This is a genomic window from Streptomyces sp. HUAS 15-9 (assembly GCF_025642155.1).
Lineage (GTDB): Bacteria > Actinomycetota > Actinomycetes > Streptomycetales > Streptomycetaceae > Streptomyces.
On sequence record NZ_CP106798.1, the window covers coordinates 2,806,128 to 2,828,259 of the forward strand.

Below are 22,132 nucleotides of genomic sequence, written 5' to 3' on the forward strand. Positions count from 1 at the left end.
GCCTTCCATCCACGGCGTCAATCAGGCGATACGACCAATTTTGGTTATGCCTCGCATGTCGCCTGACCGTGTCCCATGCGTCCCTGGATCTTGATCTGAACGAATGAACGGGGCCCCCACCCTGGAGTGGTGACCCCCGCTCTTGCGTTTCCACAGGTAGAAACGGTTCTCTGGGAGAACCTTGGGGTGGGGCGGGTGGGACTCGAACCCACGGCCGACGGATTATGAGTCCGCTGCTCTAACCGGCTGAGCTACCGCCCCATAGCGGCGTGTCGCGTACATGTGTGCGCGCCGTCTGCCGCAGCATAGCCGCTCATACGATCTCCTGCTTCGCATGGTCGGCTTCACATGACCTTGAGGACTCCGCCCCGAGCCGGGTGGTTCCCTCGGACATGAAAAAGGACCCCGGCGGGGTCCTCGTTCAGCATGCTCCCCCGACTGGACTCGAACCAGTAACCTGCCGGTTAACAGCCGGCTGCTCTGCCAATTGAGCTACGGAGGACCGAGCTCCCCCGACTGGACTCGAACCAGTAACCTGCCGGTTAACAGCCGGCTGCTCTGCCAATTGAGCTACGGAGGAATGCCTCGTTGCATCGAACGTACCTACCTGGGTATTCGCCAGGGGGCGCGCGCTCGCTGCGACACATACATTAGCGCAAGCAGGGGGGTGCTCCGCCAATCGGTTCTCCCCGCGCCAACGCCGCACCGCAGACCTACACAAGGGAAGGGTGGCCGCCATGCGCTACCGGCTCACGTTCATCGCCGGACTCGCCCTGGGTTACGTCCTCGGCACGAGGGCCGGGCGCGAGCGCTACGAGCAACTGAAGAAGTCCGCACGGCAGGTCGCGCAGAACCCGGCGGTCCGCAACACCGCGGAGTCGGCCGCCCAGCAGGGGCGCGTCCTGGCGGGCCGGGCGGCCCACGCGGTGGGCGAGAAGGTCAGCGATCACGTACCCGACGCGGTGACCCAGCGCATGCGCGCCATGCGAGCCCACCACCCGAACGGCGCAGGCACGGACGACTGGGGCACAAGCAACACCTAGCGGGACCTCATACGGCCCGCACCGGGAAAAGGACACGCGCCCCCACGGCGCCCATGGCCAAACCCAGCGGCGCGGTACGGCAGACTTTTCCCATGGGGATAGTCGCCGGGTTGGACAGTTCGCCCGATTTCACTCGCATCGTCGTCTGCGACACGGACACGGGAGCCGTGCTGCGGCAGGGCTATGCGCCGCACCCGGTGGACAACCCCGAGAGCGGCCGGCCCTCCGACATCGATCCGCAGGCCTGGCTGCTCTCCCTCGGCGAGGCCGCCGGCGGCGGGCTCCTGGAGGGTGTGCGGGCCATCGGGGTCTCCGCCCAGCAGAACGCACTCGTACCGCTGGACGCGCAGGGCAACACCGTGCGGCCCGCCATGGTCGGCGGTGACAAGCGGGCGCAGGTCGCGGCGGCCGATCTGGTCGACGCGCTCGGCGGCCGCGAGGCGTGGGCGCAGGCGGTGGGCTCGGTGCCACAGGCGGCGCAGTCGGTGACCAAGCTGCGTTGGCTCGCCAAGAGCGAACCCGAGAACGCCCGGCGGACGGCGATCCTGCTCCAGGCACACGACTGGCTCGTCTGGCAGCTGCTCGGGCGGCCGGTGCGAAGGACCACCGACCGCGGCGGGGCCTCCGCCACCGGGTACTGGTCGGCGGCCATCGGTGGCTACCGGCCCGAACTGGTCGAGCTGGCACTCGGTCACCAGGCCATGCTGCCGGAGGTGATCGGTCCCTCCGACGCGGCCGGTACGACCCCGGAGGGGCTGCTGATCTCCGCGGGGACCGGCGAGACGATGGCCGCCGCGTTCGGGCTCGGCCTCGGGCTCGGCGACGCGGTGGTGTCGCTCGGCGCCTCCGGGTCCGTGATGGCGGTGCACCCCGAGGCCCTCGTCGACCAGACGGGCATGATCACCTCGCTGGCCGACGCCACCGGTATGCACCTGCCGGTCGTGACCACCCTGAATGCCGTACGGACCCTGCGCGGCACCGCCGAACTCCTCGGGATGCCCGATCTGGAGAGCCTGTCCGACCTGGCGATGAAGTCCACGCCCGGGTCCCACGGGCTGGTCCTGCTGCCCTATCTGGAGGGCGAGCGGACGCCGAACCTGCCACACACGGCGGGCACCCTGGCGGGCCTCAGACGCGAGTCCATGAGGCCCGAGCACCTGGCGCGGGCCTCCTTCGAAGGCATGCTCTGCGGGCTCGCGGACGCGCTCGACGTGCTGCGCGGTCGGGGCGTCGACGTGCGGCGGGTCTTCCTGCTGGGGCAGGCCGCCGAGCTGCCGGCGGTGCAGTCCGCGGCGCCCTCGCTGTTCGGTGCGCAGGTCGTCGTACCGCAGCCCGCCGACTACGCGGCGATCGGCGCCGCCCGCCAGGCGGCCTGGGCGCTCGGCGTCTCCCAGGGCACGCTCGATCCGCGCACCCCGCCGGCCTGGCAGGGCGCGGCGGCGCAGGTCCTGGATCCCGGCGACCAGCTGGCGGTGGGGCAGGCGGTGCGGCAGCAGTTCATGTCGGTGCGCGAGCAGACCCACCCCGGGGCGTTTCGGTCGTAAGGGCCGTAGTTTCGGTCGTAAGGTCCCCAAAGGAGTCGCACGAGGTCCGCTGGAGCCCGGCTGTCGGATTAATCGGTTGAGGTAACGCGGGTGGAGTGTCCGACGATAGGGGCCACGGGCAACCACCTCGCCCCCCACCGCCGACTCCGAGAGACGTAGCGTGCTCATACGACTTCTGCGGACCTATCTCAGGCCCTACAAGAAACCCATCGCCATCCTGGTGCTGCTGCAGTTCCTGCAGACCTGCGCCACCCTCTACCTGCCCACCCTGAACGCGGACATCATCGACCAGGGTGTCGTGAAGGGTGACACCGGCTACATCCTGTCCTTCGGTGTCCTGATGATCGGCATCTCGCTGGCGCAGGTCGTGTGCAACATCGGTGCCGTGTACTACGGCGCGAAGACCGCGTCGGCGCTCGGCCGGGACGTCCGCGCCGCCGTCTTCGACAGGGTGCAGTCCTTCTCCGCACGTGAGGTCGGTCACTTCGGCGCCCCCTCCCTCATCACCCGTACGACCAATGACGTCCAGCAGGTCCAGATGCTGGCCCTGATGACGTTCACGCTGATGGTGTCGGCGCCCATCATGTGCGTGGGCGGCATCGTCCTGGCCCTCGGTCTGGACGTTCCGCTGTCCGGGGTCCTGGTGGCGGTCGTACCGGTACTGGGCATCTGTGTGACGCTGATCGTGCGCCGGCTGCGCCCGCTGTTCCGGTCCATGCAGGTACGCCTGGACACGGTGAACCGGGTGCTGCGCGAGCAGATCACCGGCAACCGGGTGATCCGCGCCTTCGTCCGTGACGAGTACGAGCAGGGCCGCTTCGGGAAGGCGAACGCCGATCTCACCGACATGCAGCTGGCGACCGGCCGGATGCTCGCGCTGATGTTCCCGATCGTGATGACGGTGGTGAACCTGTCGTCGATCGCCGTCGTGTGGTTCGGCGCGCACCGCATCGACAGCGGCGGGATGGCGATCGGCGATCTGACGGCGTTCCTCGCCTATCTGATGCAGATCGTGATGTCCGTGATGATGGCCACCTTCATGTTCATGATGGTGCCGCGCGCGGAGGTGTGCGCCGAGCGGATCCAGGAGGTCCTGGAGACCGAGTCCAGCGTGGTGCCGCCGGCCGCTCCGGTCACCGAGCTGCGCCGACACGGCCATCTGGAGATCCGCGGGGCCGGGTTCCGCTACCCGGGTGCCGAGGAGCCGGTGCTGAAGTCCGTCGACCTGGTGGCCCGGCCGGGTGAGACGACCGCCGTGATCGGCTCCACCGGCAGCGGCAAGTCGACCCTGCTCGGACTGGTCCCGCGGCTGTTCGACGCCACCGACGGCGAGGTGCTCGTGGACGGCGTCGACGTGTCGGGCCTCGACCCGGTGCTGCTCGCGAAGACCGTCGGGCTCGTCCCGCAGAAGCCGTACCTGTTCGCCGGCACGGTGGCCACCAATCTGCGCTACGGAAATCCGGACGCCACCGACGAGGAGCTCTGGCACGCGCTGGAGGTCGCGCAGGCCGAGGACTTCGTGCGGCAGCTGGAGGGCGGACTGAACGCCCCCGTCTCGCAGGGCGGCACCAATGTCTCCGGCGGTCAGCGCCAGCGCCTGGCCATCGCCCGCACGCTCGTGCAGCGCCCGGAGATCTATCTGTTCGACGACTCCTTCTCCGCGCTCGACTACGCCACCGACGCGGCCCTGCGCACCGCGCTCGCCCGGGAGACCGCCGAGGCGACCGTGGTGATCGTGGCCCAGCGCGTGGCGACCATCCGGGACGCCGACCGGATCGTGGTCCTGGACGAGGGGCTGGTCGTCGGCACCGGCCGGCACCACGAGCTCATGGCCTGCAACGAGACCTACCGGGAGATCGTGCTCTCCCAGCTGACGGAAGCGGAGGCCGCCTGATGGCAGGGCCCATGGGACGCATGATGGCCGGGGGCGGCCCCGACCAGCGCTCGATGGACTTCAAGGGGTCGGGCAAACGGCTCATCGCCCGGTTCAAGCCCGAACGGCTGACGATCTACGCGCTGCTGCTGTGCGTCGTCGTCAGCGTGACCCTGAGCGTGATCGGCCCGAAGATCCTCGGCCGGGCCACCGACCTGGTCTTCGCGGGCATCGTCGGCCGGCAGATGCCGGCCGGGGCCACCAAGGAGCAGGTCCTCGACTCCATGCGCGAGGGGGGCCAGGGCTCCGTCGCGGACATGCTGCAGAGCACCGACTTCACCCCCGGCAAGGGCATCGACTTCGACGCCGTCGGGAACGTGCTGCTGTTCGCGCTCGGCACCTTCCTCGTCGCCGGTCTGCTGATGGCGGTGGCGACGCGGCTGGTCAACCGGGCGGTGAACCGCACGATGTACCGGATGCGCGAGGACGTGCAGGCGAAGCTGTCGCGGCTGCCGCTGTCGTACTTCGACAAGCGCCAGCGCGGCGAGGTGCTCTCCCGGGCCACCAACGACATCGACAACATCGGCCAGACGCTCCAGCAGTCGATGGGCCAGCTCATCAACTCGGTGCTCACCATCATCGGTGTGCTGGTGATGATGTTCTGGGTGTCGTGGCTGCTGGCCCTGGTCGCGCTGGTCACCGTGCCGCTGTCGTTCGTCGTGGCGACCCGGGTCGGCAAGCGCTCGCAGCCGCACTTCGTGCAGCAGTGGCGCTCCACCGGCAAGCTGAACGCGCACATCGAGGAGATGTACACCGGGCACACCCTGGTGAAGGTGTTCGGTCGGCAGCAGGAGTCGGCGCAGCAGTTCGCCGAGCAGAACGACGCGCTGTACGAGGCCGGGTTCAAGGCGCAGTTCAACAGCGGGGTGATGCAGCCGCTGATGATGTTCGTGTCGAACCTGAACTACGTGCTCGTCGCCGTGGTCGGCGGTCTGCGGGTGGCGTCCGGCGCGCTGTCGATCGGTGACGTGCAGGCCTTCATCCAGTACTCGCGGCAGTTCTCGATGCCGCTGACCCAGGTCGCCTCGATGGCCAACCTGGTGCAGTCGGGCGTCGCCTCGGCCGAGCGGATCTTCGAACTCCTGGACGCGGAGGAGCAGGAGGCGGACCCGGTACCGGGCGAGCGGCCGGCGGAAGCGACCGGGCGCGTGGCGCTGGAGCATGTGTCGTTCCGGTACGAGCCCGAGAAGCCGCTGATCGAGGACCTGTCGCTGAAGGTGGAGCCGGGACACACGGTCGCGATCGTGGGTCCGACGGGCGCGGGCAAGACCACGCTGGTCAATCTGCTGATGCGGTTCTACGACGTGTCCGGCGGGCGGATCACCCTCGACGGCGTCGACATCCGCAGGATGTCCCGTGACGAACTCCGGGCCGGAATCGGCATGGTGCTCCAGGACACCTGGCTGTTCGGCGGCACGATCGCGGAGAACATCGCGTACGGCGCTGGAGTGGAAGGGGGTGCGCGCAGCGCACTCGGTCAGGGTGGTGGCGGGCGACGGGCGGGCGAGGTCACCCGGGGCGAGATCGAGGAGGCGGCGCGCGCGGCCCACGCCGACCGTTTCATCCGTACCCTGCCCGACGGCTACGACACCGTGATCGACGACGAGGGCACGGGTGTCAGCGCCGGTGAGAAGCAGCTCATCACCATCGCGCGGGCGTTCCTGTCCGACCCGGTGATCCTGGTGCTCGACGAGGCGACCAGCTCCGTCGACACCCGTACCGAGGTGCTGATCCAGAAGGCGATGGCCAAGCTGGCGCACGGGCGGACGTCGTTCGTCATCGCGCACCGGCTCTCGACGATCCGGGACGCCGACACGATCCTGGTGATGGAGAACGGCTCGATCGTCGAACAGGGCGCGCACGCGGAGCTGCTGGCCGCGGACGGTGCCTATGCGCGGCTGTACAAGGCGCAGTTCGCGCAGGCGGTCGCGGAGGTGGACTGAGCGGGTTCGTACCGCAGGGGGCCGCTCGCCGTGGGGTGAGCGGCCCCTCTCAGTCCAGGTAACCCCGCAGCTGGTCCGCGAACGCGTGGTCGCGGAGTTTGTTGAGGGTCTTCGACTCGATCTGGCGGATCCGCTCCCGGGTGACGCCGAAGATGCGTCCGATCTCCTCCAGGGTGCGGGGGCGGCCGTCGGCGAGTCCGTAGCGCAGCTGTACGACCTTGCGCTCGCGCTCCCCCAGGGTCGACAGTACGGCCTCCAGATGCTCCCTGAGCAGCAGGAAGGCGGCCGACTCCACGGGGCTGGTGGCGTCGCCGTCCTCGATCAGGTCACCGAGGGCGACGTCGTCCTCCTCGCCCACGGGCGCGTGCAGCGAGACGGGCTCCTGGGCGAGCCGCAGCACCTCGCTGACCCGCTCGGGCGGCAGGTCGAGGTGGGCGGCGACCTCGTCGGGCGTGGGCTCGTAGCCGCGCTCCTGGAGCATCCGGCGCTGCACCCGCACGACCCGGTTGATGAGCTCGACGACGTGTACGGGCACGCGGATGGTGCGGGCCTGGTCGGCGAGGGCGCGGGACATGGCCTGCCGGATCCACCAGGTGGCGTAGGTGGAGAACTTGTAGCCGCGGGCGTAGTCGAACTTCTCGACGGCCCTGATGAGCCCGAGGTTCCCCTCCTGGACCAGGTCCAGCATGGTCAGTCCGCGCCCGACGTACCGCTTGGCGACGGAGACCACGAGCCGGAGGTTGGCCTCGATGAGCCGACGCTTGGCCATCCGGCCCATGACGACCAGTTTGTCCAGGTCGAGGGCGAGCCGTTCGTCCAGGTCGGGGGTGCTGCCGAGCTTCTCCTCGGCGAACAGCCCGGCCTCGACCCGGCGGGCGAGCTCGACCTCCTCGGCCGCGGTGAGCAGCGGGATACGGCCGATCTCGCGCAGGTACTGGCGGAACAGGTCCGACGAGGGCCCGCCGGTGTCGGGGCGGACGGCGGGCGGTACGGCGGGCTCGGGGGCCTGCGCGGCCAGCGCCTCGGCGGGTGGCTCCGCCGGTTCGGACGGAGCCTCCGGCTCCGTCTCGGGGTGCAGCGCGACACGGCCCTGCGGGGGCACGGCCGCGAAGACCTCGGTCTCCGCGTCCGGCTCCTCGGTCGTGCCGACGCCGGTCTGTGTGAGGGTCTGGGTCTGCACGGGGGCGACCTCCAGGATGATCGCTGCCAAGGAGTACGGCAGCGGTACTTCGGGGACGGAGTCGACGGCCTCGCCGCTGTCCGTCCCGTACGCGATGAGCGGAACCGCGGGGGTGTGGGACCCGTGAGGGACGGATCGGCCGCGCTCCGAGGACTCAGGCACCGGAACCCAGTGTGGGGTAAGACACATCGCCGCCACGAGGGGCGTGCGGTGACTTTTTGCGTCCGAGTCGTGACCGCGTGGTAACCCTGGCGTATGCGAACCGCTCAGAGAGCGGCCGCTCCCTGCTCTCGAAGCGCCTGGCCGTACTGCTGCAACACCCACAACTCGTTCTGTACGGCGGCCAGATGGGCCGGGTCGGCGTTGCTGCCGAGGCGGGTGAGGGTGATCTGGATGTCGTGGATACGGCGGTCCACGGCGCGGCGGCGGACCATCACGAGCTGGTCACCCGCGTACGCCTCGTCGACCGTGCGGCGCATGATCGCCTCGACCGCCAGCTCCGTGACCATCGCGCGGACCGTGTCGTCGGGGGCCGCCTCACGGACCCGGACCAGATACTCCTGCGGGTCCTGTACGCCGTACTCGGCGCCGCCCGCGTCCAGGACGGCCTGGCGTACGGCGGCGTAGGGCGGGGCGGTGAACTCGTCCACGCCGTACGCGTCGAACGCCGGGGAGACCAGCTCCGGGCGCTGGAGGGCCAGTTTGAGGAGCTCGCGTTCGGTGGCGTACACCGGGTTGCGGAGGTTCAGGGCCGGACCGGGTCCTGCGGGGCGGGCGGAGGTGGCCGCCTCGTACTGCTGGGGAGCGCGGGAGGCCGGGGCCTGACCCCTGCCGCCGCCCCGTTCGCGGGCCCAACGCGCCAGCTGGGCGACCCGCTTGACCACGAACTGGGTGTCCAGGATGCCCAGCATCCCGGCCAGCTCCACCGCGACCTCGTGCTGCGCGCCGCTGTTCTTGATGCGGGCGACGATCGGCGCCGCCTCGTCCAGGGCGGCCGCCCGGGCCGCCGGGGTGTCCAGGTCGTATCGGTTCACGATCTGGCGCAGCGCGAACTCGAAGAGTGGGGTGCGCGGTTCGGCCAGGTCGGCGACCGCCTCGTCGCCCTTGGCCAGGCGCAGTTCGCAGGGGTCCATGCCGTCGGGCGCGATGGCGATGTACGTCTCGGCGGCGAACTTCTGGTCGTCCTCGAAGGCGCGCAGGGCCGCCTTCTGGCCGGCCGCGTCACCGTCGAAGGTGAAGATCACCCGGGCGCTGCCGTTGTCCATCAGCAGCCGGCGCAGGATCTTGATGTGCTCGCCGCCGAACGCCGTACCGCACGTGGCGATCGCGGTCGTCACTCCGGCGAGGTGGCACGCCATGACGTCCGTGTAGCCCTCGACCACGACCGCGCGGCTGACCTTCGCGATGTCCTTCTTCGCGAGGTCGATGCCGTACAGGACCTGGGACTTCTTGTAGATCGCGGTCTCGGGCGTGTTGAGGTACTTGGGTCCGTTGTCCGCCTCGTACAGCTTGCGGGCGCCGAAGCCCACCACCTCGCCGCCGATGTCGCGGATCGGCCACATGAGCCGGCCGCGGAAGCGGTCGATGGGGCCGCGGCGGCCCTCCTGGGAGAGGCCGGACAGGAGCAGTTCCTTGTCGGTGAAGCCCTTGCCTCGGAGGTACCTGGTGAGGTGGTCCCAGCCCTGGGGGCTGTAGCCGACGCCGAAGTGGACGGCGGCGGACTGGTCGAAGCCGCGCTCGGCGAGGAAGGCCCGGCCGGTCTCGGCCTCGGGGCCGGTGGCGAGCTGTTCGGCGTACCACTGCGCGGCGATCTTGTGCGCCTCGACCAGGCGGATGCGCTCGCCTCGCTGGTGGGCCGGGTTGTAGCCGCCCTCCTCGTAGCGCAGGGTGATGCCGGCCTGGGCCGCTAGGCGCTCGACCGCCTCCGAGAAGGAGAGGTGGTCGACCTTCATCACGAACGTGATGGTGTCGCCGCCCTCCTGGCAGCCGAAGCAGTGGAAGAGTCCCTTGCTCGGGCTGACCTGGAAGGACGGCGACTTCTCGTCGTGGAACGGGCACAGGCCCTTGAGGTTGCCGCCGCCCGCGTTGCGCAGCTGGAGGTACTCGGACACCACGGCGTCGATCGGGACCGCGTCCCGTACCGCCTTCACGTCCTCGTCGTTGATCCGTCCTGCCACGTGGTGATTCTACGGGGCCGCACCGACACTCCTGGGGCGTGGCGTCCGCACGGACCGACGCTCACGGGACAAGGCTTTCGAGCGGAATGTGCGGGTCCGCCAGGGCCTCCGTGTTCACCGGGGTCGTGGAGCGGATCAGCCGCTGGATCGGCTCTGTGACGTCCCACACATTCACATTCATCCCGGCGAGCACCCTCCCCTCCTTCACCCAGAACGCGATGAACTCGCGCTTGCCCGCGTCGCCCCGGATCACGACCTCGTCGTACGACCCCGGGGGCGCCCACCCGCTGTACTCCATCCCCAGGTCGTACTGGTCGGAGAAGAAGTAGGGCACGCGGTCGTAGAGGACGTCCTTGCCCAGCATCGCGCGGGCCGCCGCCGGGCCGCCGTTGAGCGCGTTGGCCCAGTGCTCCACCCGCAGCCGGGTGTCGAACAGGGCGTGCGGGAAGGACGCCACGTCGCCGGCCGCGTGGATGTCGGGGTCGGAGGTGCGCAGCCGCTCGTCGACCGCGACGCCGCCGCCGTGGGCACGGCCGGCGATCTCCAGCCCCGCGGCCTCCGCCAGACCGATGCGCGGCGCCGCGCCGATGGCCGCCAGCACGTCGTGCGCCGGGTACTCCTCGCCGTCGTCGGTCCGCGCGGCCAGCACCATGCCGTCCTGGCCGACGATCTCCGTCAGCCGGACGCCGAAGTGGAAGCGGACGCCGCGCTCACGGTGCAGTTCCTCGAAGACATTGCCGAGCTCGGGGCCGAGGACGCTGTGCAGCGGGGTCGGCAGCGGCTCGATGACGGTCACCTCCGCGCCGTACTCGCGGGCCGCCGCCGCGACCTCCAGGCCGATCCAGCCGGCGCCCGCGATCACCAGATGGCCGTTGTCCCGGCCGAGGGCGGTCAGGACGCCCTTGAGGCGCTCGGCGTGCGCGAGGCGCCGCAGATGGTGGACGCCCACCAGGTCGGTGCCGGGGATGTCGAGGCGGCGGGGCTCGGCGCCCGTGGTGAGGAGCAGCTTGTCGTAGTGGACGAGGGTGCCGTCGTCGCCGAAGCGCACGGTCCTCGCGGTGCGGTCGATCGCGTCGACGGTCTGGCCGAGGTGCAGCTCGATGTCGTTCTGCGCGTACCAGGCGGGCTCGTGCACGAAGACGCTGTCGCGCTCCTCCTTGCCGAGCAGATAACCCTTGGACAGGGGCGGGCGTTCGTACGGGTGGTCGCGTTCGTCGCTGATCAGTATCACCCGGCCGGTGAAGCCCTCAGCACGCAGCGTCTCGGCCGCCTTCGCGCCGGCCAGACCTCCTCCGACGATGACGAATGTCTGATCCGCGTCGACCACTTGATGCCTCCTCGTAAGGGTGCCGCCATATGCGAGCGTCCCGCACGCAGCGTGATGCGGGAAGAGGGAGTGGCCCGATCAGGCCACGGAGGGTCACTTCCTTGTCACACGTGCCTCGTCAGTCTCACGTGTCGGTCATACGTGCCCCGTCAGGCGCGCGTGGAGCGAGCGCGCGGAGGCGTCGGTGAGGGAGGCGATCTGGTCGACGATCACGCGTTTGCGGGCGTGATCGTCGGGTGCCCCGTCGAACAGGGCGCGAAACTGCGGATCCAGTCCGTCCGGCGCGCGGGCGGTGAGCGCCTCGGCGAGTTCGGCGACGACGACCCGCTGGTCGGCGCGGAGCCGCTCCTGTTCGGCGCGCTGCATGACGTACCGGTCGGCGACCGCCTTGAGCACCGCGCACTCCATGCGGGCCGGTCTCGGTACGACGAGTTCGGCGCCGTAGCGGGTGAGGCCGCCGCTGCCGTACGCGGCGCGCGTGGCACCCTCGGCGGCCAGGCAGAAGCGGCCGATGAGCTGGCTGGTGGCGTCCTTGAGGCGGGCCTGGGCGACCGCCGTGCCGTCGTACCCGTGCGGCCACCACTCCTGGTCCTGGAGCCGGTCGAGGGCCTCGGCGAGTTCGGCCGGGTCGGTGTCCGCCGGGACGTACCGGCCGACGGCGACCGCGAAGACCGCCTGCCGCTCGGGCTCGGCGTGCAGGCAGTTGGGGTCGATGTGGCCGGCGTGCAGGCCGTCCTCGACGTCGTGCACCGAGTACGCCACGTCGTCGGACCAGTCCATCACCTGGGCCTCGAAGCATGTGCGCGTGCCGGGGGCCTCCTTGCGGACCCAGTCGAAGACGGGCCGGTCCTCCTCGTAGACCCCGAACTTGCGGGACTTGGGGTCGGTGGGGTGGCCGCCGCGCGGCCAGGGGTACTTGGTGGCGGCGTCCAGGGCGGCGCGGGTGAGGTTGAGGCCGACGGAGCCCTGCGCGGTGAAGCGCTTGGGCTCGATGCGGGTGAGGAGCCTGAGGGACTGGGCGTTGCCCTCGAAGCCGCCGCAGTCCTCGGCGAACTCGTTGAGCGCCTGTTCGCCGTTGTGACCGAAGGGCGGGTGGCCGAGGTCGTGGGAGAGGCAGGCCGCTTCGACGAGGTCGGGGTCGCAGCCGAGGGCCGCGCCCAGCTCACGGCCGACCTGGGCGCACTCCAGGGAGTGGGTCAGCCGGGTTCTGGGACTGGCGTCCCACGCCTGGTTGCTGGTTCCCGGGGTGACCACCTGCGTCTTGCCCGCGAGGCGGCGCAGGGCCGCGGAGTGCAGGATGCGTGCGCGGTCTCGCTGGAAGGCGGTGCGGCCTGGGCGTTTGTCCGGCTCGGGCGCCCAGCGGTCGGCTGACGTCGGGTCGTAGCCGGGGAGCGGTTCGGGTTCGGTGCCTGTGCCTTCCATGGTTCGACAGTAAGCGTCGCCAGTGACAATTGGGTGTTGTCGTGCCTACTCGTCTGTCGAGTTGGGCTGCCCGCGCCCCCTCAAGCGGCTGTCGTTGCCGGTGTCGACAATGCCTGGTCGTAGCGGTGCAGGACCAGGCGGGTCATCGCCTCATGGGCGCCGAGGGGGGCCGAGGCGATCCAGGGGGCTGCTTCGGCGCACTGGGTCGCGAAGCGGCCCGGGGCCGTGAAGCAGGAGGCCACGGCTATGCGGTGGCGGCCTCGGGCGGTCAGGGAGCATACGGCAGCTTCGACGGTCGGCGTCGCGGCGGAGGCGTAGGCGGGGACCACGGGCACGCCCAGGCGCTCGGCGAGGAGGCGGGCGGTCCGGCGGGTGTCGGCCGCGGAATCGGGGTCGCGGGAACCAGCCGCGGCCAGGACGACGGCTCCACTGCGGCGCACGGGGTCGTCGGCGCCGGTGCGCCAGCCGGCCTCGACGAGGCGGGCGTACAGGGTCTCCACGAGGAGCGGGTGCGGGCCGAGCGGGGCGGCCACGCGCGTGCGTGCCGCGGCGGCGGCCGCCATCTCGGGGATGTCCCGCTTGACGTGGTAGCCGCGGCTGAGCAGGAGCGGTACGAGCACGGCGGGCGCGTCACCGAGGGCGGCGAGGGTGTCGGGAAGCAGGGGCTCGTTGAGCTCGATGTGCCCGAGGCGCACCGGCACGCCGGGGCGCAGTCCCCGTACCCGCTCCATGAGCAGCCGGACGGTGTCCAGCGCGCGCGGGTCGCGGCTGCCGTGCGCCACCAGCACGAGGGCGGGCGGCGCGGGGCGGCGCCCGCCGTGGAGCGGGAGAGGAGGGTTCGACGCCGTCATGGAAGGATCCTGGCGGCCGGAGATTGCACCCCCGTTGCGCCGCGGTGACAGGTATTTTCCGTGGGTTCACGGCACGGGCCCCTGCGGTGTGAGACGAACCGGATCACTGCGGTATGCGTCCTCCATGGTCGAAGGGGACCGGGGAGCTGGGGGGACCGCATGAAGATCCGTCGACCACGCCTGCCGCGCACTCGTGCCGGGTGGCGGCGGCTGGTGCAGGGGGTCATGGCCGGGTGCGTCCTCGCGCTGCTGCCGATGACCTGGCTGTACATGTCCACGGCCGACCGGCTGCGGACAACGGCGGACGCGCCCCGTACCGAGGTCGCCATGGTCTTCGGGGCGGGCCTGTGGGGGGACGGCAAGCCGTCGCCGTACCTCGCGCACCGGCTGGACGCGGCGGCGAAGCTGTACCGCGCGGGCCGTATCGAGGTGGTGCTGGTCACCGGGGACAACAGCCGCAAGGACTACGACGAGCCCGACGCGATGCGGACCTACCTCACCAGGCACGGGGTGCCGGATGCCCGGATCGTCAGCGACTACGCCGGCTTCGACACCTGGGACTCCTGTGTCCGGGCGAAGAAGATCTTCGGCGTCGACCGGGCCGTGCTGATCAGCCAGGGCTTCCACATCCGCCGCGCGGTCGCCCTGTGCGAGGCGGCGGGGGTCGAGTCGTACGGCATCGGGGTCGACGCCAAGCATGACGTCACCTGGTACTACGGCGGCACCCGCGAGATCTTCGCGGCGGGCAAGGCGGCGCTGGACGCGGTGTTCGAGCCGGATCCGACGTTCCTGGGGCCACGGGAGCACGGGGTCACGAAGGCGCTGGCGGGGGCACGGGGCTGAGCATGGAGATCACGGACCTGACGCCGGCCGAGCGGCGCGTCCGGGACGCCTTCCCGCTCGGCGAGGGGGTCGACTTCCGGGAGGGCGACGACGAGGACCCCGCGCAGGGCGCCTCGTGGGGTCCCGAGCGCACCCTGCGGGCGGAGGTGCTGCGGGAGCTGCTGCTGGACGGGCCGGTGCGGGAGGGGCGGATAGCCGGTCTGAAGGTGACGGGCGCGCGGATCACCGGGTGTCTGGACCTCAAGTACGGCACCGTCGGTCATCCCGTCCGGCTGCGTTTCTGCCACTTCGAGGAGGCACCCGATCTGTACGGGGCGCAGGTCGTCGCTCTGGTCCTGAGCGACTCGCTGCTGCCGGGGCTGACGGCCGGGAGTCTGCGCGCCGAAGGGGTCGTGCGGATCACCTGCTGCCGTGTCACGGGGCCGGTACGGCTCCAGGGGGCGAAGCTGGCCGGAGCGTTCTTCGCCAACGGTGCGCGGCTCGGCAGGCCCGGTGAGGTTCCCGAGGAGCCCGTGCTCCAGCTCAACCACGCCGAGGTGGGCACGGACGTGTGGGCTCCCGGGCTGGTCGCGCACGGCAAGGTGCACTTGAACGGGGCGGTCGTCCGCAATCAGGTGAACCTCAACGACGCGGAGCTGAACGCCCCCGGAGACACCGCGTTGCACGCCGAGGTGCTGACGGTCGGCACCGACCTGCACGCCATGCGGCTGCGGACCCGTGGCCGGGTCAACCTGGGCGGTGCCAGGATTCCCCGTCAGCTCAATCTCGCCCACGCCCGGCTTTCCAACCCTGGCGGCAGGGCCCTGCGCGCCAGCAGCAGTGTCGTCGGCGAGCTGTGGCTGCGGGAGGCCGCGCCGATCGAAGGGGCGGTCAATCTGCGCCGTGCCCAGTTCGACCTGTTGCATGTGCCGCCCGAGGTGTGGCCCCGGCAGGTCCAGACCGACGGGCTCAGCTACCGCGTCCTGACCCCGCACCTCCCGGCCGAGCAGCGTCTTCCGCTGCTGGAAGGCGAGCCGGACGGGTATCTTCCCCAACCCTACGAGCAGTTGACCACGGCGTACCGCACGGTGGGCGACGAGGCCGCCGCGCGCACCGTCCAGCTGGCCAAGTTCCGTCGCCACCGCCGCACCCTGCCGCCGTACGCCCGGCTGTGGGGTTACCTCCAGGACGCGGCCGTCGGCTACGGCTTCCGCCCGATGCGGGCCGCGGGCTGGCTGCTCTTGCTGCTGTGCACGGGCACGCTCGCGTTCGCCCTGCATCATCCGTCCGCGCTCAAGCCCTCCGAGGCGCCCGCCTTCAACCCGCTCTTCTACACTCTCGACCTGCTGCTGCCGATCATCGACTTCGGCCAGGAGGCGGCGTTCGCGCCGCGCGGCTGGTACCAGTGGCTGTCGTATCTGCTGATCGCCACCGGCTGGGTGCTGGCGACGACGATCGCGGCGGGCGTCACCCGTTCCCTGAACCGGCAGTAGGAACGGAAACCGGTACCTCACGCCGCACCCGGCCCGGCGGGGAGGTCGGCTTCCCGGCCGTGTAACAGGGAGCCGTCACGGGACGTAACACGCCCGAAGCACGCTGGTCGGCATGGAGACCACCTCGACGCCCACCCACTGCCCGTACTGCGCCCTGCAGTGCGGGATGAACATCACGCCCCTGCCGCAGGGTGGCGTCGAGGTGACCGAACGCGCGGACTTCCCGGTGAACAGGGGCGCACTGTGCGGCAAGGGTCGTACGGCCCCGGCGGTGCTGGCGTCCGCGGTGCGGCTGACCTCGCCGCTGGTGCGGTCCGGCGGCCGGCTGGTGCCCGCCTCCTGGGAGGAGGCGCTGGACCTGATCGCCGAGCGGCTCGGGACCGCGCGGGAGCGGTACGGCCCCGATGCGCTGGGGGTGTTCGGCGGGGGCGGGCTGACGAACGAGAAGGCGTACACGCTCGGCAAGTTCGCGCGGGTGGTGCTGGGCACCTCGCAGATCGACTACAACGGCCGCTTCTGCATGTCGTCGGCGGCGGCCGCCGGGACGAAGGCGTTCGGTCTGGACCGGGGGCTGCCGTTCCCGCTGGAGGACGTCCCGAAGACCGGGTGCGTGATCCTCGTCGGTTCCAACCTCGCCGAGACCATGCCGCCGTCGCTGCGGTTCTTCAGCGAGTTGCGGGAGAACGGCGGAACGCTGATCGTCGTGGACCCGCGCCGCACGCGGACCGCCGAGCAGGCGGACCTGCACCTGGCGCCGCGTCCGGGGACGGATCTGGCGCTGGCGCTCGGTCTGTTGCACCTGGTGGTGGCGGAGGGCCGTACGGACGAGGCGTACATCCAGGAGCGCACGTCCGGCTGGGAGGAGGCGCGGGCGGCGGCGATGGCGCACTGGCCGGAGTACGTGGAGCGGATCACGGGGGTGTCCGTGCCACAGCTGCGGGAGGCGGTGCGGCTGTTCTGCGAGCCGGAGTCGGCGATGGTGCTGACGGCGCGAGGGCCGGAGCAGCAGGCCAAGGGGACGGACACGGTGGGCGCGTGGATCAACCTGTGTCTGGCGACCGGCCGCGCGGGCCGTCCGCTGTCCGGGTACGGCTGTCTGACCGGGCAGGGCAACGGGCAGGGCGGGCGGGAACACGGCCAGAAGGCCGACCAGTTGCCCGGCTACCGCAAGCTGGACGACCCGGCGGCGCGGCGGCACGTGGCCGAGGTGTGGGGCGTGCACCCCGACTCGCTGCCCGGGCCGGGGCGCAGTGCGTACGAGCTGCTGGACGCGCTCGGCACGGACGTCCGGACGCTGCTGCTGATGGGGTCCAACCCGGTGGTGTCGGCGCCGCGCGCGGCCCATGTCGAGGAGCGGCTTCGTTCGCTGGACTTCCTCGCGGTGGCGGACGTCGTGCTCTCGGAGACGGCGGAGCTGGCGGACGTCGTCCTGCCGGTCACCCAGTGGGCCGAGGAGACGGGCACGACGACCAGTCTGGAGGGCAGGGTGCTGCTGCGCCGGCAGGCGATCGCCCCGCCGGTCGGCGTCCGCAGCGACCTGGAGGTACTGCACGGCCTGGCCGCTCGCCTCGGCGTGGAGAAGGGCTTCCCGACGGACCCGGAGGAGGTCTTCGAGGAGCTGCGCCTGGCCAGCGCGGGCGGCCCGGCGGACTACTCGGGGATCACCTACCGGCGGCTGGCGGAGGAGAACGGGGTGTTCTGGCCGTGTCCGGCAAGGCCTGCGGGCCCCGGCGAGGGCGAAGCCGGATCGGACAGCGACAGCCGGACGGACACCGACAGCCGGACCGCCCCCGGCGCCGACGACGGCGAGGACGCGCGGCTCGACGCGCTGCCGGAGGATCCGGCCGGCGACGCCGAGGCCCCCGAAGCCGAGGCCGCCGAAGCCGGGCCGGCCTCCCCCGCCGCCCTGCCCGACGTACACCCGGGAACCCCCCGCCTCTTCCTCGACCGTTTCGCCACCGAGGACGGCCGGGCGCGGTTCGTACCCGTGACGCATCGGGCGAGTGCGGAGGAGCCGGACGCGGAGTATCCGCTGCTGCTGACGACCGGCCGCGTGGTGTCGCAGTACCAGTCGGGCGCGCAGACGCGGCGGGTCGCGGAGCTGAACGCGGCCGCACCCGGCCCGTTCGTGGAGCTGCACCCGCGCCTGGCCGCCCGGCTCGGGGCGGCCGAGGGCGATCCGCTGGCGGTGGTCTCCCGGCGCGGCCGGGCCGTGGCACCCGCCCGCATCACCACCGCCATCCGCCCCGACACCGTCTTCATGCCCTTCCACTGGCCGGGCGAGGGCCGCGCCAACACCCTCACCAACCCGGCCCTCGACCCCACCTCCCGCATGCCGGAGTTCAAGGCGTGCGCGGTACGCGTGGAGCCGGTGAGGCCCTGACCTCACGCGGGCCGCCGGCAATGCACGGCCCGACGTCTCAGCGCACGTCGTTCAGCATGCGTGCCACCGTTACCCGCCCCGACACGATCTCCACGCCGCCTCATAGGCCCGGCGAGGGCCACGCCGCCGACCCGTTCGATGCCTCAGGCACACGTCGTCCGGCGTACCTGCCACCGGCACCCCGCCGCACGGACGAACTGAACGCGGCCGCCCCGGCCCGTTCGTGGGACTCCGCCCGCGGTCGGGACCCGGCCCGGAGCGGCCGAGGGCAACCCGGTGGCCGCCGTCTCGCCACGGGGCCCGCCGTGACCCCGGCCCACGGCGCCGACCACGGGACGCACCGCCGCCGGGTCCAGTCCAACCGCTCTGCGCACCTCGTCGAGCTTGCGTGCCACCGGTCCCCGCCCCGACACGATCTCCACGCCGCTCGACCGGCCCGACGACGGCCGCGCCGCCGACCGGCTCGATGCCTCAGCACACGCCGTCCGGCTTACATGCCAGCGTCACCCCGCCGCACGGACGAACCGAACGCGGCCGCCTCCCGCCGTTCGTGGGACTCCACCCGCAACTGCCCGCCCGGTCCAACCGCTCAACGCAGATCCTCCGGCTCACGTGCCCCCGGCACCCCGTCGTCGTCCCCGGGCACCGCCTCCATCCCCGTTGCGTCCTGTGTCGGGATCAGGTCCGCCGTTTCGATGCCGGAGAACGTGTCGTCCGGGTGGGGTGAGGTGTCCGCGTGCTCCCGCCCGCCCTGGTCCTCCATGGTCAGTTCCTGGCGTCCCGGGCCCGAGGACAGTTGCTGGTCGGTGCGGAGCTGGCGCAGGCGGGCCAGGAGGTCCTGCATCGCGGGCAGGGGCAGGGTCTGGATGTAGGCGGAGATGTCGCCGCCACCGCCGATGTACTGCGGGACGTCGAAGCCGGCGAACTCGCGGACGATGCGGATCATCGCCACGTTGTCCTTGCCCAACGCCTCCACCTCGGCCTTCAGTTCGAGGCCGGCGCGGCGGGACTCCGCGCGCGCCCGGTAGGCGTCGATGAGGTCGTCCAGCTTGGCGTTCTCGACGGCCACGCCGAGCTTTTCGCCCCGGCCCTCCTCGATGAACTTGGCCTTGAGCGTGTCGAGCAGGGCCGGATCGGTCGGCGTGAACCGGCCGAGGCTGGTGTCCAGCGTCTCCACGCCCCACTTCTCCAGCGCGTGCCTGACCCGGTCGGTGAGGTCCTTGCGGACGTGCTCGTAGCTGGCGAGGAACTCCAGCACGGAGTTGGTCATGACGATCTCGTTGAAGTACCCGGCCACCGCCGCGCCGAGGACGTCCCGCACGAACCGCTTCATCGGCGCGGGGTCGTCGACCAGTCCGCCCAGTCCGGCGGTGCTCACGCCACCGAACCGGCTGACCAGCCTGGGCGCCACGTCCGGCGGGATCTGCAGGTTCTGCCAGAGGTCCACGGACAGGTCGAAGCCCTGGACATTCACGGTGATCCGGCCGAGGTCGGCGTCGTAGTTCTCGGCCTCGGACGCCCGCTTGTCGTGCCACTTGAGGATCAGCACCCGGGTGGGGATCACCATCACCCGTACGAACCACGGGTTGAGCGCGCAGGTCGTGCCCTTGCCCAGGGTCTCCTCCTGGACGCCCCGCTGTCCGCCCTTCTCCAGGAAGACCCAGGGCAGCCGGAAGCTGCTGTGCCCCGGCACCCTCGGTGCCACCGCGCCGTCCACGTCCTGGCCGGGCTCGGCGCCGTCCAGGGTGATGACCACTCCGGTGTAGTCCTCCCCGATGGAGATCTCCCGGAGATGGGCCTCGGTCAGCCCGTCGCGAGCGGCGCTCACGTTGTCGACCGTGACGACGTCGAAGAGCTCCGGATTGATGTCGTAGTACGCCCCGCCGCCGAGGAGGGCCAGCTGCCTGCCCTGTTCGCCGCCGCCCGCGAGGAAGGCCTCCCCGTCCTGGAAGCTGTCGCACTCGATGTGCCGGCCGAACCGCCGGTCCGGCGGCCGTACGGCGCCCTCCTTCGCCTGGACCAGGCCGAACGTGCCCGGCGGCACAAAGGTGCGCGGCCTCATCTCGACGCGGAACAGCCGGGGATTGACGTAGTACGACTGACCGCCGCTCAAGGTCGTGACCTGGACGCCCTGTTCGCCCTTGCGCCTGCCGTCGCCGAGCAGGAACTTCTCGCCGTCCTGGAAGTCGTCGCAGTCCACGTGCCGGGCGAGCCTGCCGCGGTCGGACCGGTTGTGCCCCTCCAGGGCCGTCACCACGCCGATCATGTCCGTCGGCACATGCACCCTGGGCACGAGGTCCACCGAGTTGACCACCGGCCACATCCAGTGGGTCCCGGGGAGCAGTGTGCGGGCCAGGACTCCGCGCGCGTCGGCCGGGTTGACCTGCTTGAACGTGCGGTCCGGATGCGGTGCCACATAGCGCCGGGTGATGATCCCGACGTGGTCGGCGGGCACCACGACCCGCCCCCTGAGGGCCGCCGCCCCGGCGACGGCCAGCAGGATCAGGATCAAGAGCACCAGAATGATCACGAGTCGGTCCCCCATTCCCGTAGCCGCGCGTGCAGCGCCAGCACGGTCGAACTCCAACGGTCGTACCAGTCCGGGTCGTTCTCGTGACCCGGGTCACGCAGCGTGGGGTAGAAGCCGGCCCGTCCGCCCGGTCCCACCCGCCGTGCGAAGTCGCGGTAGAGCCGGGGCACGGCGTCCTCGGCCGTGTCGCGCCAGCCCAGCGCGGCACCCAGCTCGGGGAAGCGTGGCCCCCGCGGTCCCCCGGCGGGGGCGAGCGCGAGCTGGCGCCCAAAGCCCTGTCGGCCGTGGGTGCGGTGGGCCCACAACGCGTCGATGCCGGCCAGCAGTTCCCGGGGCACGGTGGCGGCGTGCCGCGCGCTCAGCCAGCCCTCGCCGAGCCGGCCCGCCGACTCCATGACGAGCCGGGTGGTGAGCAGGTCGGCGTGCTCGTACTCGTCCTCCGCGAGGTGGGCGCGCAGCCGTTCCAGACCGGCGGAGGCCGTCAGCCGCACCGGGGACGGACCTCGCCCGCCGCGTGCCCGGCGCGGTTCGGGCAGCCGCGGCGGCCGGCCCCGGGCCGCGTCCTCGTGCAGCCGGCGCAGCAGGTCGAGGTGGGTGTCGTCGGGCAGCGCGCCGTCGCGTGCGTCGATGTGCCAGGCGGCGGCGAGGTGGTAGTTGACCTCTCCGTCGAGCAGGACGGGGACGAACGGCCGCCCGTGCACCTGGCCTTCCAGGATCATGCGGGTGATGTCGTCGGAGTCCTGCGACCGGGGCGTCATCACGACGACGACGGCGACGGCGTGCCGCAGTTGCTGCCGGATGGTCCAGAAGTGGGCGTCCCCGGGCCGCAGATCGCCGACCGACCAGACCGGCAGCCCGGCCTCGCGCAGCCGGCCGGCCAGCGCGCGGCCGTACACGGCGTCGGCGGGGGCGTAGCAGACGACGAAGGACGGGCGGTCGGGTGCGGTGAGCGGGCGGGGCGGGGAGGGGTTGGCGACGTCCTCGTTGTCCCGGGCGGCCGCGGCACCGGGTGCGGCGGGGCGGCCCGCGACGACGGCGGCGAGTTCGGCGGCCTTCTCCGCGAACTCCTCGTCGGTCACGTCGCTGAAGTCCCGCCAGACGCGGTTGGCGGCGAACGGCGGTACGGCGACATGGCCGAGCAGCACCGGGATGAACCGTAGCCCGCGCTCGCCGGACGCGGTGGCCAGCGCCGCGTACTCGTCCATGGCGCGGCCGGAGCGTGCGGAGGCCGGGCTGATCACGGCGATGCCATGGGCGGAGGCGAGCAGTTCGGCGTCCAGGCGGTGGACGACGACCTCGCTCGGCTCGATGCTCCACTCGGCGAAGAAGGGCCGCAGTCCGTGCGCGGCGAGTTCCTCGGCCAGCCGTTCGGTCCAGGCGGCGTCGTCGGCGGCATAGGAGAGGAACACGTCGCTCGACCGGTCGTTCAACAGCGTGGACCTCCTGGGCACGGCTGCCTGGGGCCGTACGGCCACCGGACCGGG

Annotated in this window: 14 protein-coding genes and 3 tRNA genes; 7 read left to right on the plus strand and 10 right to left on the minus strand. The window is 71.5% G+C overall.

Features of this window, described 5'->3' with window-relative positions; genetic code table 11:
• Nucleotides 1-187: 187 nt before the first annotated feature.
• The 3 genes from N8I87_RS12905 to N8I87_RS12915 form a co-directional block, all read right to left on the minus strand.
• A tRNA-Ile gene (locus N8I87_RS12905) sits at nucleotides 188-261 on the minus strand.
• 168 nt (nucleotides 262-429) lie between these two features.
• Nucleotides 430-502 (minus strand) — tRNA-Asn (locus N8I87_RS12910).
• A 5-nt stretch (nucleotides 503-507) separates the two neighbouring features.
• Nucleotides 508-580 (minus strand) — tRNA-Asn (locus N8I87_RS12915).
• 157 nt (nucleotides 581-737) lie between these two features.
• Here N8I87_RS12915 and N8I87_RS12920 point away from each other — a divergent pair.
• The 4 genes from N8I87_RS12920 to N8I87_RS12935 all read left to right on the plus strand — a co-directional run bounded on the left by N8I87_RS12920 (nucleotide 738) and on the right by N8I87_RS12935 (nucleotide 6,463).
• The gene (locus N8I87_RS12920) at nucleotides 738-1,043 is read left to right on the plus strand and encodes a YtxH domain-containing protein (RefSeq protein WP_263208446.1); all 306 of its coding nucleotides are present in this window, start codon (nucleotides 738-740) and stop codon (nucleotides 1,041-1,043) included.
• Nucleotides 1,044-1,135: 92 nt separating this feature from the next.
• Nucleotides 1,136-2,587: an FGGY family carbohydrate kinase gene (locus N8I87_RS12925; protein ID WP_263208448.1), complete on the plus strand. Its 1,452-nt coding sequence runs from the start codon at nucleotides 1,136-1,138 to the stop codon at nucleotides 2,585-2,587.
• Nucleotides 2,588-2,747: 160 nt separating this feature from the next.
• Nucleotides 2,748-4,481 carry an ABC transporter ATP-binding protein gene (locus tag N8I87_RS12930; RefSeq protein ID WP_263208449.1) on the plus strand — a complete coding sequence of 578 codons (1,734 nt, stop codon included), beginning with the start codon at nucleotides 2,748-2,750 and terminating at the stop codon, nucleotides 4,479-4,481.
• Nucleotides 4,481-6,463 carry an ABC transporter ATP-binding protein gene (locus tag N8I87_RS12935; protein WP_263208451.1) on the plus strand — a complete coding sequence of 661 codons (1,983 nt, stop codon included), beginning with the start codon at nucleotides 4,481-4,483 and terminating at the stop codon, nucleotides 6,461-6,463. The genes N8I87_RS12930 and N8I87_RS12935 overlap by 1 nt, the downstream gene beginning before the upstream one ends.
• Nucleotides 6,464-6,512: 49 nt before the next feature.
• On the opposite strand, the gene N8I87_RS12940 is transcribed toward N8I87_RS12935, so the two are convergent.
• The 5 genes from N8I87_RS12940 to N8I87_RS12960 form a co-directional block, all read right to left on the minus strand.
• Nucleotides 6,513-7,805, minus strand: coding sequence for an RNA polymerase sigma factor (locus tag N8I87_RS12940; RefSeq protein ID WP_263208453.1), 1,293 nt, complete (start codon nucleotides 7,803-7,805; stop codon nucleotides 6,513-6,515).
• A 104-nt stretch (nucleotides 7,806-7,909) separates the two neighbouring features.
• Nucleotides 7,910-9,820, minus strand: a complete 1,911-nt coding sequence (gene dnaG / locus N8I87_RS12945) for a DNA primase (RefSeq protein ID WP_263208455.1) — start codon at nucleotides 9,818-9,820, stop codon at nucleotides 7,910-7,912.
• Between the two features lie 61 nt (nucleotides 9,821-9,881).
• Nucleotides 9,882-11,147 carry an NAD(P)/FAD-dependent oxidoreductase gene (locus N8I87_RS12950; protein WP_263208457.1) on the minus strand — a complete coding sequence of 422 codons (1,266 nt, stop codon included), beginning with the start codon at nucleotides 11,145-11,147 and terminating at the stop codon, nucleotides 9,882-9,884.
• 135 nt (nucleotides 11,148-11,282) lie between these two features.
• A complete protein-coding gene (locus N8I87_RS12955; protein WP_263208459.1) occupies nucleotides 11,283-12,569 on the minus strand; it encodes a deoxyguanosinetriphosphate triphosphohydrolase in 1,287 nt (428 codons plus the stop codon).
• Between the two features lie 80 nt (nucleotides 12,570-12,649).
• The gene (locus N8I87_RS12960) at nucleotides 12,650-13,420 is read right to left on the minus strand and encodes a sirohydrochlorin chelatase (protein WP_263208461.1); all 771 of its coding nucleotides are present in this window, start codon (nucleotides 13,418-13,420) and stop codon (nucleotides 12,650-12,652) included.
• Between the two features lie 159 nt (nucleotides 13,421-13,579).
• Between N8I87_RS12960 and N8I87_RS12965 the strand changes: the two genes are divergently transcribed.
• The 3 genes from N8I87_RS12965 (at nucleotide 13,580) to N8I87_RS12975 (ending at nucleotide 18,118) form a co-directional block, all read left to right on the plus strand.
• A complete protein-coding gene (locus N8I87_RS12965) occupies nucleotides 13,580-14,263 on the plus strand; it encodes a SanA/YdcF family protein (RefSeq protein ID WP_263208462.1) in 684 nt (227 codons plus the stop codon).
• A 2-nt stretch (nucleotides 14,264-14,265) separates the two neighbouring features.
• Nucleotides 14,266-15,735: a membrane-associated oxidoreductase gene (locus N8I87_RS12970; RefSeq protein ID WP_263208463.1), complete on the plus strand. Its 1,470-nt coding sequence runs from the start codon at nucleotides 14,266-14,268 to the stop codon at nucleotides 15,733-15,735.
• Between the two features lie 112 nt (nucleotides 15,736-15,847).
• Nucleotides 15,848-18,118: a molybdopterin oxidoreductase family protein gene (locus N8I87_RS12975; protein WP_263208465.1), complete on the plus strand. Its 2,271-nt coding sequence runs from the start codon at nucleotides 15,848-15,850 to the stop codon at nucleotides 18,116-18,118.
• A gap of 589 nt (nucleotides 18,119-18,707) precedes the next feature.
• Here the strand turns inward: N8I87_RS12975 and N8I87_RS12980 are convergent.
• Together N8I87_RS12980 and N8I87_RS12985 are read right to left on the minus strand one after the other, a co-directional pair.
• The gene (locus N8I87_RS12980; RefSeq protein WP_263208467.1) at nucleotides 18,708-20,648 is read right to left on the minus strand and encodes an SPFH domain-containing protein; all 1,941 of its coding nucleotides are present in this window, start codon (nucleotides 20,646-20,648) and stop codon (nucleotides 18,708-18,710) included.
• On the minus strand, nucleotides 20,645-22,078 hold the full coding sequence (locus tag N8I87_RS12985; RefSeq protein WP_263208468.1) for a TIR domain-containing protein: 1,434 nt from the start codon (nucleotides 22,076-22,078) through the stop codon (nucleotides 20,645-20,647). The genes N8I87_RS12980 and N8I87_RS12985 overlap by 4 nt, the downstream gene beginning before the upstream one ends.
• Nucleotides 22,079-22,132: the final 54 nt, after the last annotated feature.

Excerpts from the sequence above, each read along its gene's own strand:
- N8I87_RS12920 (WP_263208446.1), top strand. The coding sequence starts at position 738 with ATGCGCTACCGGCTCACGTTCATCGCCGGACTCGCCCTGGGTTACGTC.
- N8I87_RS12925 (WP_263208448.1), top strand. The coding sequence starts at position 1,136 with ATGGGGATAGTCGCCGGGTTGGACAGTTCGCCCGATTTCACTCGCATC.
- N8I87_RS12935 (WP_263208451.1), top strand. The coding sequence starts at position 4,481 with ATGGCAGGGCCCATGGGACGCATGATGGCCGGGGGCGGCCCCGACCAG.
- N8I87_RS12955 (WP_263208459.1), bottom strand. The coding sequence starts at position 12,569 with ATGGAAGGCACAGGCACCGAACCCGAACCGCTCCCCGGCTACGACCCG.
- N8I87_RS12960 (WP_263208461.1), bottom strand. The coding sequence starts at position 13,420 with ATGACGGCGTCGAACCCTCCTCTCCCGCTCCACGGCGGGCGCCGCCCC.
- N8I87_RS12965 (WP_263208462.1), top strand. The coding sequence starts at position 13,580 with ATGAAGATCCGTCGACCACGCCTGCCGCGCACTCGTGCCGGGTGGCGG.
- N8I87_RS12970 (WP_263208463.1), top strand. The coding sequence starts at position 14,266 with ATGGAGATCACGGACCTGACGCCGGCCGAGCGGCGCGTCCGGGACGCC.
- N8I87_RS12975 (WP_263208465.1), top strand. The coding sequence starts at position 15,848 with ATGGAGACCACCTCGACGCCCACCCACTGCCCGTACTGCGCCCTGCAG.